General features: G+C 36.1%; 12 protein-coding genes and 1 pseudogene. 12 read left to right on the top strand and 1 reads right to left on the bottom strand.

What is annotated here, in order from left to right; all coding sequences use genetic code 11:
- The first annotated feature begins 143 nt into the window (after positions 1-143).
- The 10 genes from DWW13_RS09080 to DWW13_RS09040 all read left to right on the top strand — a co-directional run bounded on the left by DWW13_RS09080 (position 144) and on the right by DWW13_RS09040 (position 9,585).
- Positions 144-905, top strand: a complete 762-nt coding sequence (locus DWW13_RS09080) for a helix-turn-helix domain-containing protein (protein WP_055265582.1) — start codon at positions 144-146, stop codon at positions 903-905.
- 239 nt (positions 906-1,144) lie between these two features.
- Positions 1,145-1,828, top strand: a complete 684-nt coding sequence (locus DWW13_RS09075) for a response regulator transcription factor (protein WP_055265584.1) — start codon at positions 1,145-1,147, stop codon at positions 1,826-1,828.
- Positions 1,825-2,106 (top strand): hypothetical protein, encoded by a 282-nt coding sequence (locus DWW13_RS19370; RefSeq protein WP_226906361.1) that lies wholly within the window; start codon positions 1,825-1,827, stop codon positions 2,104-2,106. Before DWW13_RS09075 ends, DWW13_RS19370 begins: the two co-directional genes overlap by 4 nt.
- Before the next feature lie 3 nt (positions 2,107-2,109).
- Positions 2,110-2,733, top strand: coding sequence for a sensor histidine kinase (locus DWW13_RS19365; RefSeq protein ID WP_243859106.1), 624 nt, complete (start codon positions 2,110-2,112; stop codon positions 2,731-2,733).
- 108 nt (positions 2,734-2,841) lie between these two features.
- Positions 2,842-3,522 carry an ABC transporter ATP-binding protein gene (locus tag DWW13_RS09065; protein ID WP_055265588.1) on the top strand — a complete coding sequence of 227 codons (681 nt, stop codon included), beginning with the start codon at positions 2,842-2,844 and terminating at the stop codon, positions 3,520-3,522.
- Positions 3,523-3,536: 14 nt separating this feature from the next.
- Complete coding sequence (locus DWW13_RS09060; RefSeq protein ID WP_117802492.1) at positions 3,537-6,086, top strand: ABC transporter permease; 2,550 nt, start codon at positions 3,537-3,539, stop codon at positions 6,084-6,086.
- A 142-nt stretch (positions 6,087-6,228) separates the two neighbouring features.
- A complete protein-coding gene (locus DWW13_RS09055; protein ID WP_005348545.1) occupies positions 6,229-6,768 on the top strand; it encodes an RNA polymerase sigma factor in 540 nt (179 codons plus the stop codon).
- Entirely contained in the window at positions 6,755-7,534 is a 780-nt protein-coding gene (locus tag DWW13_RS09050; RefSeq protein WP_117805393.1) for a hypothetical protein, read from the top strand. The genes DWW13_RS09055 and DWW13_RS09050 overlap by 14 nt, the downstream gene beginning before the upstream one ends.
- Positions 7,518-8,393, top strand: a complete 876-nt coding sequence (locus DWW13_RS09045) for an ABC transporter ATP-binding protein (protein ID WP_118666809.1) — start codon at positions 7,518-7,520, stop codon at positions 8,391-8,393. The genes DWW13_RS09050 and DWW13_RS09045 overlap by 17 nt, the downstream gene beginning before the upstream one ends.
- Position 8,394: 1 nt before the next feature.
- Positions 8,395-9,585 (top strand): ABC transporter permease, encoded by a 1,191-nt coding sequence (locus DWW13_RS09040; RefSeq protein WP_055265598.1) that lies wholly within the window; start codon positions 8,395-8,397, stop codon positions 9,583-9,585.
- Positions 9,586-9,696: 111 nt separating this feature from the next.
- On the opposite strand, the pseudogene DWW13_RS20000 reads toward DWW13_RS09040, so the two are convergent.
- Positions 9,697-11,940, bottom strand: a pseudogene (locus DWW13_RS20000) (tetratricopeptide repeat protein).
- 250 nt (positions 11,941-12,190) lie between these two features.
- Between DWW13_RS20000 and DWW13_RS19745 the strand changes: the two are divergent.
- Together DWW13_RS19745 and DWW13_RS09030 are read left to right on the top strand one after the other, a co-directional pair.
- The gene (locus DWW13_RS19745; RefSeq protein ID WP_264292947.1) at positions 12,191-12,316 is read left to right on the top strand and encodes a hypothetical protein; all 126 of its coding nucleotides are present in this window, start codon (positions 12,191-12,193) and stop codon (positions 12,314-12,316) included.
- A gap of 161 nt (positions 12,317-12,477) precedes the next feature.
- Positions 12,478-13,419: an Abi family protein gene (locus DWW13_RS09030; protein ID WP_055265600.1), complete on the top strand. Its 942-nt coding sequence runs from the start codon at positions 12,478-12,480 to the stop codon at positions 13,417-13,419.
- The last annotated feature ends 101 nt before the right edge of the window (positions 13,420-13,520 follow it).

Here is a 13,520-nt window from a genome sequence, read left to right as displayed (position 1 = left end):
TATTATTTCCACAGCGGATAGCACGGTCGAGCTCATGATGGGGAGATTATTTGATGAATTATGTGCTAATATTCTGCAATTCTACTGCTGGTCGATTGATTTATGTACACTCTCATTATAATATGTGTGCAGGAGGTGGATATATGTATCAGATTAGTAATGAAAAATTCGGTTTATTTGTAACCGAATTAAGAAAGGAAAAGAATTTAACTCAAAAGGATTTGGCTGAAAAATTATATGTATCAGATAAAACAGTTAGCAAATGGGAACGTGGTCTTAGTATGCCCAATGTCGTATTACTCATACCAATAGCTGATATATTAGATGTTACCGTTACAGAATTGTTACGTGGAGAAAAAATAGATACACAGAAAAATATTGATAAAAAAGAAATCGAGGAATTGGTAGTAGGCTCTCTCGATATGGCTGTTAGGGATTCTATTCACCAGCATAGAAAAAACTGGATATTAGCATATTTGTTATGTTTTTTTATATCTATTACAGAAATTATTATGTTAGTTGTATCTGGAAGTTCGTTAGCTGAGATGAAAAGGGATATATTGCTAGTTACCGGGGGAATGCTTTTATTTGGTGCATGGTTTTGTTTCTTTGCAAAAGACATATTACCAACATATTATGATGCCAACAAGATAAATTATGTTTCACAAGGAATTTTTAGAATACATCTAGTTGGTTTATCTTTTAACAATGGAAATTGGATATATATCTGCACAACTTTAAAAATATGGATACTTGCAACAGTTGTTTTATATCCTCTTGCAGGTATTATAATAATCAATTGTTTCAATATAGCTTTATGGGATATTTTGAATAAAATTTTCCTAATTATGATATTAGGCGGTATGGTAGTTTCGATTTACATTATCGGGAAAAAATACGAATAATTAAATTACCTGTTATTGTTGTGGATAGTACTAATTTACAACATTCTTCATGGGAAATATGGAATGATGCAGAAGAGGTTGTGTTAAGAGAATTAGTGTACATTTAAAACGTGGAAAGCCCCTTCGGGAGCTTTTTTCTGTTTATAAGATAATTTCTGCCGGAGATTTTGATTTAATAATTTGATTTATAAAACTGGCAATGATACAATTAGCGTAATTTGAAAGAAAGCAGAGAAAATATGAGTGAAAACTTACTGATTGTTGAAGATGACAAAAAATTAAATGATGGAATACGTCTCGCATTGAAGAATGATTCCTATTTCTTTTATCAGTGCCAGACTTTGCAGGAGGCTAGAGAAATCTTGAAAAAGGAAGATATCACATTGGTTTTATTAGATGTGAACTTGCCGGATGGGAATGGGATTGATTTTGTAAGAGAAATAAGGAAAAACAGTCAGGTGCCGATTATCCTGCTTACAGTAAATAACATGGAAGTAGATATCGTAACAGGATTGGACGCTGGGGCAAATGATTATATTACGAAACCGTTTAGTTTGATGGTTTTGCGTGCAAGAGTGTCTGTGCAGCTTAGAAATAAAGATGCAGTAGTTAAGAATTCTATGGAGTTTGATGGATTCGAGTTCTATTTCGATAAAATGGAATTTTTCAAAAATGGAGAACTTATTGAACTGAGTAAGACAGAACAAAAACTCTTGAAAGTGCTGTGCGAAAACAGAGGAAAAGTAGTGAAGCGAGAATACCTGATTGACGAGGTATGGCAAGGAGATACAGAGTTTGTGGATGCTCATGCTCTGACTGTTGCAGTTAAACGTCTCAGAGACAAATTAGAAGATGATACGCAGAAGCCTAAATATATCAAAACGGTTTATGGAATTGGTTATACCTGGGCGGTGAATGGATGATAGAAATAATTATATTGATTGTAGGAATATTTGTTTTAAGTGGAATCTTCTGGCATAGCATTTTTTATCAGAAAGAAAAAAAGCTTTTGAACCGGCTGCAGCAAATGCTGGATTGTGCTATAGATGGAGAACTGGAACGGACAGAAATATCAGAAGAAAAGTACTCTGCTCTTGAAAACAGCATGAAACAACATTTAGACAGTAGCTTTCTGGCAAGAAAGAACCAACAGGAACAAAAAGAAGTGATACAGAAACTTATTTCCGACATTGCGCATTAGACGTTGACTCCTATTTCAAATTTGAAAATTTATGGTGAAATACTCTCTGAAACAAATCATGAAAATCAGGAGGAGATAGATACCATTTTGGAGCAGACAGAGAAATTAGATTTCCTGATACAATCATTGGTCAAATTATCACGGATGGAGAGTGGAATTATCGCAGTACATTCGGAGGATACTACTATTACACAGATGCTTGAATCCATACAGCAGCAGGTTAGCGTGAAAGCAAGGGAGAAGAATATTACTCTGAGCCTATGTGACACGGATTTGCATGTTCTATGTGATCCAAAATGGACTGTGGAGGCACTCGGAAATATTGTAGATAATGCGATTAAATACACAGCATGTGGGGGAAATGTTCAGGTAAAAGCTGAGCAGAATTCTTTCTTTGTAAAGATTGATATTATTGATGATGGCATTGGAATAGAAAAAGAAGAAATACCAAAGATATTTGGAAGGTTTTATCGGAGTCTGTCAGTGGCAGACCAGCCAGGAGTAGGAATTGGCTTATTCCTTGCAAGAGAGATTATTCAGGCACAAAAAGGGTATATAAAAGTGACATCAGAGAGAGGAAAGGGTTCTATCTTTTCTGTGTTTCTCCCGATATCAAAAAAGGAATAGTATCAAAACTGTGATATTTCAGAAACCGGATAGAGACATTGTTGTGATAAAGTCTGTATTGTAAAGAGCAATACAGGCTTTTTTAAAATATAAGACAGGGAGGAAGACATGAATATATTAAAAACGGTAGATTTACAAAAAATATATGGACAAGGAGAAACAGAAGTCAAAGCCCTTGATGGTGTAAATTTAGAAGTGGAAAAGGGGGAGTTTGTAGCGATTGTTGGAACTTCCGGGAGCGGAAAGTCTACGATGCTTCATATCATTGGAGGATTAGATAATCCAACATCTGGGCAGGTAATTGTGGATGGACAGAACTTAAGCCATATGACAGATGAAGAGCTTACCATTTTCCGACGCAGGAATATTGGTTTCGTATTTCAACAGTATAATCTGGTTCCGATGTTGAATGTATGGGAGAATATTATTCTTCCCGTGAAGCTGGATGGAAAAAAGATTGAAAAGAAATATGTAGATGAAATCATTGATACACTTGGTATTCGAACAAAATTGGAAAATCTGCCAAGTGCTCTATCCGGCGGACAGCAGCAGAGAGTGGCAATTGCGAGGGCTTTAGCTGCAAAACCTGCCATTTTGCTCGCTGACGAACCGACTGGAAATTTGGATTCGAAGACAAGTCAGGATGTATTAGGGCTTCTGAAAGTAACCAGTAAGCGTTTTCACCAAACCATCGTTATGATCACCCATAATGAAGAGATTGCCCAGATGGCAGACCGGATTTTACAGATAGAAGACGGAAAAATTGTTTCAGACAGTGGTGTGGTATAGCAGGGGGCGATTTTATGGTAAAAGTAGAGAATAAAGAGACGTTACGATTATTAACGAGTCGTTTTATGAAAATGAATCGCGCCAGGAATGTTATTGCCGTTATTGCAATCATTCTGACTTCCCTTTTATTCACAAGTCTCTTTGTGGGAAGTGTATCTATGATTCTTTCCAAAAGAGCAACGGAAATTAAGCAGTTTATGGATTCTGCCCATGCCAGTGCACAGAATCTGTCAGAAGAAGATGCAAAGCGATTGCAGCAAACAATCGAACAGAGTGAAGATGTTAAGCGATATGGTTCCGGTATTTTTCTGGGAGCTGGAATGGACGAAAGGTTTGGTTTTTCCGTAGAGGTCCGATATGCAGATGAAAATACGGCAGAAAGTTTTAATTGTCTGCCAACCACAGGAAGACTGCCGGAGAAAGAAAATGAAGTAGCACTTAGCAGCATGGTATTGGAATCTCTGGGAGTTACACCAAAGATTGGGGAAGAAGTAACGCTGACCTGGGAAGTAAATCCCATGCTGAAACAATATAAGACAGATACGTTTAAGATATGTGGATTCTGGCAAGGAGACAAAGCTGTTTTAGGTCAGATGGTCTGGGTATCCGAAGCCTATGCAAAGGAGAATCGTTATCCCGTTACGCAGGAAGAATTAGAAAATGGTATCTACAATGGAGGAAAAGAGTATTTTCTCTGGTACAAGAACCTTTGGAATCTGGAAAAGAAAACGGAAAAGATATCTAAAGCAGCGGGATTTACGAGAGCTGGGACAGGAATGGAAGTCAATCCGGCATATAATCTCTTTGAAGAGGATTCATTTTCATTTTCTTCCTTAATTATAATGATTCTATTTGTTATATTAGCTGGATACCTGATTATTTATAATATCTTTAACATTTCTGTGAAAACTGATATCCGGGCTTACGGATTGTTAAAGAACGTGGGAACAACGGGAAAGCAGTTGAAAAAAATTGTACGTATGCAGGCGTGGAGATTATCAGCTATTGGTATTCCAATCGGATTGCTTTGTGGTTATCTTGCAGGTCTTTGTATGGCTCCGTCCTTGACAGCAGATGCTGAAATTAGTGCACAGGCAGGACAGACTGCTCAGACAGTAGTATCAGCAAATCCTTTGATTTTTCTTGCAGCAGCGCTTTTGACACTTTTAACGGTGTATCTCTCTAGTCTGCAGGCTTGTAAAATGGTGGAAAGGGTATCTCCTGTGGAAGCTCTGCGTTTGGCAGAGGGAGAGCAGTCACATAGGAAAATAAAAAAGAATACTTCTGTAACCTGGTGGGGAATGGCAGTTCAAAATGTGTTACGAAATTGGAAAAAGGGATTGATTGTTATGCTTTCTATCGCTCTTTCTATGGTGGTTGTCAACTGTATCGTGATGCTGGTGCAGGGATATGATTTTGATTCTTACCGAAAAGTGCTTTTAGCTTCCGATTTTCAACTGGATCAGATGACGGGAAGTTTGTTAAATACGAATTTCAACGGTATTACACCTGAAATCAAAGAGATTCTGGACGAATGTCCTGATAGTGCTAAGACAGGATATGTGTATTATTCTGAGGAAACCCACAAGATGGAGCCGGAACTTCTGAAAACATGGGAAGCATTCGCAGATAAATATGAAAAAAACTGGAACGATTATGAAAAACAGGTTTGGGAAGAGGCAAAGGCTTCCAATACAGTAAGTGTTCATTTTCTCGGAATCAGCGAGTCGGTGTTTGACAAATTAGAATGGAGAGGGGAAAAATGCTCTTGGGATACATTTAAAAGCGGAAATTATGTGCTTGTAGATTATGGTAATAAATATGCAGAGCGTCCGGTTTCTTATTATCAGACTGGGGGTATTTTTCAGATGGATTACAAAAATGGAAACCAAAAAGATTACGAAGTCATCGGAGAAGCACTGATGCCATATGCATTGGATTATCCGTATGCGGACTGTATCTATATCACGGTATTGGTTCCCGAAGAGGAGTATATCACCCAGACAGGAAATGAATCAGCCATGTATGCTGCCATTGATGCAAAGAAGGGCGAGGACAAGCAGATAAAAGAATACATTGATAAAAATATTTTGAAAGAAAATGATATGATCAACGTGTTTTCTGTATTGGACATGAAAGAGAGCTTTCAGCGGTATGTCAGTAAATATTATATGATCGGTAGTTTTCTTGTTGTTATTTTAGCTTTTATTGGCATTATGAATTTCTTTAATACAACAGCAACCTCTGTAATCAGCAGAAAAAAAGAACTGGCACTTTTGGAAGTTGTGGGAATGACGAAAAAACAGGTATCGAAAATGCTAGTGACTGAGGGATTCCTATATTTGGGAGGCGCATTTGTGATTGCAGTATTGCTAATTGTATTTGGAGCAAAGCAGATTTTAGTAAATACGCTCGGTACGGCATTTTTCTTCCGGCTGCATCTTACAATCGTGCCATGTGTGCTTATGATTCCAATTTTGGTTGGGATTGCGTATGTGATACCAAAGTATCAGTTTGAAAAGATGAGTCGGGAAAGCATTGTTGAAAGGATTCGGAAAGAATAATAACAATATGTAAATTAGGCGTATGGATTTGATGAATCCATGCGCCTTTTTAGAAAAATATAAATAAAAACAAAAGAATCCTAACTTTTTTTATAGTAGGATTGTTATATTATTTAGAAAACAGAGGGAGGCAAATTTGCGAATGGAATACAAAACTGATTCTTTGTTAGTACATCTAGCAAGAGCAGGAGATGAAGATGCGTGTGAAAAACTGGTCAAAAAATATTACTCAAGTATATATCAATATTGTTTGCTACATATCAATGATCCATATGAGGCAGAGGATTTGACACAAGAAGTGTTTACACGTTTCTTTTCCAATTTATATAGATATAAAGAATATGGAAAAGTTAAGAATTATCTTTATACAATTGCCGGAAATACCGTTAAAAATTATTACAAAAAGAAAAAAGATATTCCATCAGAGGAACTGCTAAAATCAGAGGACTGTAGTAAAAATCATGTAGAAGAGCTAGGAGTCCGATTAACTATTGAACAGGCAGTGAGAAAGTTACCGGAAGAAATTAGAGAAACGGCAGTTTTATATTTTTTTCAGGAATTGAAGCAAAGAGAAATTGCAGAATTACTTCATATCAAACTTTCTCTTGTAAAATATCGAATCGGAAGAGCAAAAGAACTTTTAATGAAAGAGTTGGAGGTGAAAAAAGATGAAGAATTATAAGCAACAAATAAAGGAATATAAAGAGGAGATTGAAGAAAAGTATGTAAGGGCTGAAGCAGAGAACAAAACAGTAAAAGCATGTCAGAATATTTTGTCAGAGTCGGTTTTATCGAAACAATCGCATAGAACATCTTATTTTGAATTTTTGTATGAGCAGACAAAATTCATAAAAAAAAGATGGTGGATTTTACAAGGTTGTGTTCTTATGTGTCTATGGATATGGTTGAGTAATTATACGTCAGACATAAAAGATATGATGAGGATTATGGGAATATCTGCCACAATATTTGTGGTTCTGATTATCCCGGAAATTTGGAAAAACAGAAGAAATGGTGCGATTGAGATTGAGCAGGCGTCTTATTACACACTGCGTCAGATTTGTACAGCAAGAATGTTAATGTTTGGAGTAGTGGATCTGGTGATCGTTATGGTGTTTTTGGCAATTACATATCAAACAACAATACTCTCGTTAAGTGATTTGGTGGTTAATTTTTTGCTTCCGGTAAATGTTTCATGTTGTATATGTTTTCGTGTATTGTACAGCAGATGGGAAAAATCAGAATATATAGCAGTGCTTTCTTGTCTGGTATGGGTTGGTTTATGGATGATGATTGTTGCAAATGATGTTATTTATCAGAAAATTGTAACTCCGGTATGGGTGGCTATGCTGATATTGACTTTTGTATATTTTGTTTTTTGTGTTCAGAAGTCATTAGTATTTGATGAAAAAATTTTGGAGGATTACACGTATGAAATTAGAATTTAAAAATGTAACAAAACAATACGGAGAAGTAAATGCTGTTAATAAAGTGAATTGTGTTATGGAAAAAGGAATTTATGGACTGCTTGGAGTAAATGGAGCAGGAAAGACCACATTAATGCGTATGCTTTGTACGATTGTTCAACCATCAGAAGGACAAATATTATGGAATGGTAAAGATATATGGAAACTAGGAGGTGAATACCGAGAAGTTCTGGGATATTTACCACAGGATTTTGGATATTATCCAGATTTGACCGTATATGATTATATGATGTACATTTCTTCTATAAAAGGGTTAAAAATGCCGTTTGCCAGAAAAAAAGTGAAGCAATTATTAAATCAAGTAGGAATGGAAAAATTCAGTAAAAGAAAAATGAAGAATTTGTCTGGAGGAATGGTTAGACGTGTAGGAATAGCACAGGCGATGTTAAACGATCCGCAAATTCTTGTCCTGGACGAACCTACCGCTGGATTAGACCCGAATGAAAGAATACGTTTTCGTAATTTAATTAGTGAATTGTCGGAAGAACGTTTGGTGCTCTTGTCTACACATATTGTATCGGATATTGAGTACATTGCGAATAACATTATGTTAATGAAAGATGGAGAACTTTTTTATGCAGGTACTGCGGAAGATTTAGTATCTTCTATGAAAGAAAAGGTATGGCAATGTAATGTTTCGAGAAGTATGATAGACAAATATATGAATGAATATTTGGTTGGAAATATAAAAACAACAAAAACCGGAGCAGAGCTTAGAATTATTTCAATAGAAAAGCCAACAGAAGATGCTGTGGCTGTAGAAAAAAATCTGGAAGATGCATTTCTATTTTATTTTGGAGAAAAATCGGAGGAAAAATAAGATGCTTAAATTAGAATTAAAACGAATTTTTTCAAAGAAAATTAATGTATTTGCAATCGGATTGGCATTGATACTTGCTGTCATTTTTAGCGGATTTGCAGTTACAAGTAATCGCTATGTGGATGAGAATGGAAATGCTAGTACTGGAATTATGGCAACAAGAAAACTTACAGATAACAGACGAGCATGGAAAGGTACATTGACAGAAGATGAACTTGGAAAAGTTATAGAACAAAATAAAAATGCGGTGACACAATCCTCAGAAGAAAATGCGATTTACGGAACGACATTACAACCGATAGATGATATTAGGGGTTTTATAATATCGGTATTAACACCGGATGCAGAATATGATGAAAGTGTTCTGAATCAAATTACAGAAGAAAATATACAAGAGTTCTATAACACTTATCATAAAAATATGAAAAAGATGGCAGAAGAATATGGAAAGACTGCTGTTCAGAAAAAATACTTGGAAAAGAAATATAATGAAATAAAATTACCAGTAGAATACGAATCTTATAGTTCATGGGATACTATGATTATGTATGTAGAAACGTATTCTATTATTCTGGCAATCATAGTTGGTTTTATTTGTGCTGGAATATTTGCAGATGATTTTCAGACAAAAGCAGATGCAGTATTTTTCTCTACAAAGTATGGACGTACAAAAGCTGTTAAAACAAAAATACTGGCAGGAATAGTTACGACAGTTATGATTTATTGTATGGGAATTATATTACTTAGTGTGATTTGCTTTGGAATTATGGGAACCAGTGGTATGAATACACCCTATCAAATGTATCAGGCATATAGTATTTACATTATGTCATATGGACAATACTATTTGTTGACAGTTGTATGTGGATTTATAGCCAGTATGCTGGCGGCTTCAGTGTCTATGTTAGTAGCGGCTAAAATGCATACAATTAGTGTCGCTGTTTGCATTCCGTTCTTTTTATATTGCTTATTGCCATTTATAGGACGGGCACTTTCTGGGTATACAACGCTTTTCAATTTGATACCAACAATTTTGACAAATGTACAGGCAAGTGTAAAAGTCCCACTTATTTATCAGATTGGGAATTGTGTATTTCGACAAATTCCGCTTGTAATGGTAATGTATACCGTGATGGCAATAGCCTTACTGCCTTTTATTTATAAGAGTTTTCGCAGATACGGAAATAAGTAAAAATTGTATTCATACTCATGAAAAACAAAGTAAGTAAAATATTTTCTGGAAAAATCAAAGCATAATTTAAAGATTTAAGGCGGGCAAGTTGCCCGCCTTAAATTGCACGTATTATGTTAAAAGACCAGATAGAGTTTTTCCAATGGAAAATCCAATCTGTGGATATAACTCCTGAATCTCCCGATATTTTGCTTCAATCATTTCAGGCTCATCAGCCAAGATCTTTTCATATATTTTGAAAGCTTTTTTAAAATGTGTTTTGGCTTGTGAAAGATTGGCGGTCATCAGATAAATGGTTGCAAGGTTTTCCTGTACTTTGGCATAATCCAGACATTCATCGGAATGGTATTCCTTGATGATACCGGATAATTTTTGCAATTCGGAGATTCCTCTTTCGGGTTCCTGCTGTTTTGTCAGGAACATTGCATAATTGGCAATCTGAGGTATGCTGTCATTTATATGAAGCAGGTTAAATTGGTCAAGCAGTGAGATGCTTTTTTCCATGTGTTCTCTTGCAAGATCGGGATAACCGTTCATGCGGTAAAGTCCTCCGAGATTGGCATGAAGGTTAGAAACGAGGCGAGCATTGTCAGCAGTGATATTTTCTATCTGGGCAAGTGCATTTTTTTCCAGTTTTATTGCTTTTTCAGGTTGGGTTTCAAGGGCTGCCTGAAAATCCAGTAATAACGCCCGGTCAGAGTCGGTGCCAATGCTTTTTGTCTTTAACAGTACCTTCAGTTCCTGAATGATTTCCTTCATACCTTTGTGATAGTTATAGTTATCCATGTATGGAAATGCATTTTCCAAAAAAAGCAGATACTTTGGCATATCATCTTTTTCAATCAGATCTAAGATATTTCCTATTGTTTGAAATAGCTTTTTATAATAATCTACTTCCATTCCATGCATTAAACATATGTGCTGTAAAGAATCCAGCAATGTGTGGCAACTACTTACAGATGGTTTTGTCTCTGAAAGAGTGATTTCCTAAATCATCGGATGCAGAGAGAGTGTGCGACGTGTTGTTGTCTGAACGAAACCAGTCTCAATTAAATCGTTGATTTCATTTAGTGTGGGCAGTTCCAGCCATTTGGCAAATATACGGGCAGAAATACCGGTGGAAGGAAGAAAGCATAGATTACACATGATATCCTGCTGTTTAAGAGATAAAGTGTATAGAGAAAACAGCGTATGGATATGATTGTAATAGGTGGCTTTGCTGCTTTGTCCATCTTTGATTATTTTAATTTTATCTTCGTTATGGAAAGATGCTTTTTCCGCCTGAAGTCTTGTTAATAACTGGTCTGGAGTCGAGATTCCATTTTCCAGAAGTTTTGCTGCCAGTTCCACGGCAAAAGTATGAGAGTGAACAGTTTCGATGATTTTTTCAACTGTTGCCCGGTACGTGTCTGCCTCTGAATAAAATACTGATGCCAGTTGGAAGAGAGCGTTCATATCTGATATTTCTTTTAATGGCAGAGTACAGTATTCATCCAGTCTGCTTCTGGTTGTAAACAAAATCTGGCAGCGATATTTTAATACTACTGACAGAAAGCTGTCTTGTGTAGCAGTGACATTAAAATTATCTATGATCAACAGAGTATCAGATTTCAGGGAACGCAGAAAACGGTTATGTCTTTGAAACCGTTCCTGTTCAGTGCTTTCCGGCAGATCGTCAATAAAATCCATGTCAGTAATATCCTGATGAAGATTGCCGGTATATTCTACATATAGAATGTTAGTGTAATACTCTTTGTAATGTTTTGCGTAGGCTTTGGCAAGTTCGCTTTTTCCAATACCGGCAATTCCGCAAAGAAAAACATGACGGTTTTCTTCAAGCATGGTATATAATTCTTCCAGTTCTTTATCTCTTCCGATAAAATGACGGCATGGTTTCGGAACCTCACTGTCCATAATATAATCCAGCACAATGGGTGACAGGGCACCTCCGGCAATTAATTTTTGATTTTTAGTATCACGTTTGATAAATTGTCGCTCCATGCCAAAAGAAATCAGCTTTGCAAGAAAAAGCAGACGTGAGCTGGCTGGTTTGTACAGAGAAGCCAGATTTTTCTTTTTGGCATCGGAGATGGTGTCATCTTGTATAAATAATGTGTATATATCCTGCATAGCCATATTGCAGTCAGACATCAATGGAAGCAGATTCTGGTGAATGGTTTCTGCCAGTTTTTTCTGATTACTGGGTTTGGAATAGTAGGCAGATATTTTGGGACTGATCTTTGCTTGACCGGTCAGCCAACGACAAACCAGACCATTATCCATAGAAAAATCCTGATTTGCCGGATCATCCATAAAATCTTCAAATAATTCGTATAAAAAATCAGGCTGACTCATTTGATTACTTTCGCTGATATGATTTTTTAAGCAAGTGCTAATAGAAGAAAAATCGCATCGATTCAATAGAAATTCCCCTTTCGTAGTTAAGATTAAGTATATCTATCATAACACGAACATATATTCGATTCAAGAAAATGCGGATATTTTTAAATTGATTGTGTCAATTTACAATCAATTTCTATTCAATGTGGTTTTCCGGCAGGTTCTGTAAAATAAGCTCAGATCAAAACAATGACGGGAGGAGCTTATGCAACAGAATATTGAATTTGAGCGGTGCATTGATTTTCTGGTACGGATGCTTGATAAGTACGGCGATGAAGTCCTCCGGGAGTTGGAGGAAGAAAAACAGAATAAAGAAGAAAAAATAGCATAGAATACTTCTGAGCGGGTATGGCTAAGAATGTTTTGGCGTATTGACAGGACATTTAAAATGACGTATACTAAGCTCAGTGATCGTTCTGTAGAAACTTGCGAAGCCTACAGGCGGGGGAGAGCCTGCGGGTCTCTCCCTCTTTTGTTTTAAGGAGAAATGATATGCAGACACCGAAAAAATTCTCTTCTTTTAGTGATCAGGTTTCCTGGATCAGTGACGAAAAGGGAATAAAAATAAACGACAGAGAATATGCAGAAGAGATGTTACGCCAAATAGGATATTTTCCTCTTATGGGAGGATATAAACATCTTTTTAGAATATCGAATACAAAGAAATATAAAGCAGGAACAAGTTTTGAAGAAATAGTCAGTCTGTATAAGTTTGATGCAGAGCTTAGAGAGTTGTTCTTTAAATATTTACTGCAGGTTGAGCGACAGATGCGTTCTTTGATGTCATACTATTTTACTGAAATGTATGGAGCAGAGCAGAAGCAGTACCTGGATGCTAATAATTATAATCATACAAAAAGAAATCATGCAACAATCGTAAAGTTGATAGCGACCTTGAAACGGGCAACAACGACCACAGATTATACATATATCAATTATTATCGCAAGACATATGGTGAAATTCCATTATGGGTTTTGGCGAATGTACTTACGTTTGGAAATTTATCAAAAATGTTCCGAGTATTTCCTCAATCCTTAAAATCAAAAGTATCAAAAAACTTTGAACCTTTGAATCAGCATCAGATGGAGCAGTTTCTATCGGTTCTCACGAAGTATAGAAACGTATGTGCACATGGAGAACGACTGTTCACATACAGAACGGTAGATGCTATTGCGGATACACCGCTTCATAAAAAACTTTCATTGCCACAGAGTGGGAATCAGTATGAAAAAGGAAAACAGGATTTGTTTGCTGTGGTGATTGCTTTTAGATATCTATTACCTGGAAAAGATTTTCTGGAATTTAAAAGAAAGCTTATAAAAGAGATTGACCGAGTAAACAGAGAGGTAGAGCATATAAGCGAAACGGAATTATTGAATAAAATGGGTTTCCCGGAAAACTGGAAAAATATTACCAGATACCATTTAAAGTAAAGAAAAATCCTCTAAGAGATAGTGAAATACCTATTGTCTTAGAGGATTTTTTTTGTATTAATCTATAAATGAGCAAATCCAAAATATTGCACAAAAGAAAG

Origin of the sequence: Blautia sp. AF14-40 (assembly GCF_003479665.1) — a bacterium.
GTDB lineage: Bacteria > Bacillota > Clostridia > Lachnospirales > Lachnospiraceae > Fusicatenibacter > Fusicatenibacter saccharivorans.
The sequence above is the reverse complement of the archived record's forward strand: the minus strand, read 5'-3'. Positions and strand labels throughout refer to the sequence as shown.

Coding starts and splice junctions, on each gene's coding strand:
- DWW13_RS09080 (WP_055265582.1), top strand. CDS start 144: ATGTATCAGATTAGTAATGAAAAATTCGGTTTATTTGTAACCGAATTA.
- DWW13_RS09075 (WP_055265584.1), top strand. CDS start 1,145: ATGAGTGAAAACTTACTGATTGTTGAAGATGACAAAAAATTAAATGAT.
- DWW13_RS19370 (WP_226906361.1), top strand. CDS start 1,825: ATGATAGAAATAATTATATTGATTGTAGGAATATTTGTTTTAAGTGGA.
- DWW13_RS09065 (WP_055265588.1), top strand. CDS start 2,842: ATGAATATATTAAAAACGGTAGATTTACAAAAAATATATGGACAAGGA.
- DWW13_RS09060 (WP_117802492.1), top strand. CDS start 3,537: ATGGTAAAAGTAGAGAATAAAGAGACGTTACGATTATTAACGAGTCGT.
- DWW13_RS09055 (WP_005348545.1), top strand. CDS start 6,229: ATGGAATACAAAACTGATTCTTTGTTAGTACATCTAGCAAGAGCAGGA.
- DWW13_RS09050 (WP_117805393.1), top strand. CDS start 6,755: ATGAAGAATTATAAGCAACAAATAAAGGAATATAAAGAGGAGATTGAA.
- DWW13_RS09045 (WP_118666809.1), top strand. CDS start 7,518: ATGAAATTAGAATTTAAAAATGTAACAAAACAATACGGAGAAGTAAAT.
- DWW13_RS09040 (WP_055265598.1), top strand. CDS start 8,395: ATGCTTAAATTAGAATTAAAACGAATTTTTTCAAAGAAAATTAATGTA.
- DWW13_RS19745 (WP_264292947.1), top strand. CDS start 12,191: ATGCAACAGAATATTGAATTTGAGCGGTGCATTGATTTTCTGGTACGG.
- DWW13_RS09030 (WP_055265600.1), top strand. CDS start 12,478: ATGCAGACACCGAAAAAATTCTCTTCTTTTAGTGATCAGGTTTCCTGG.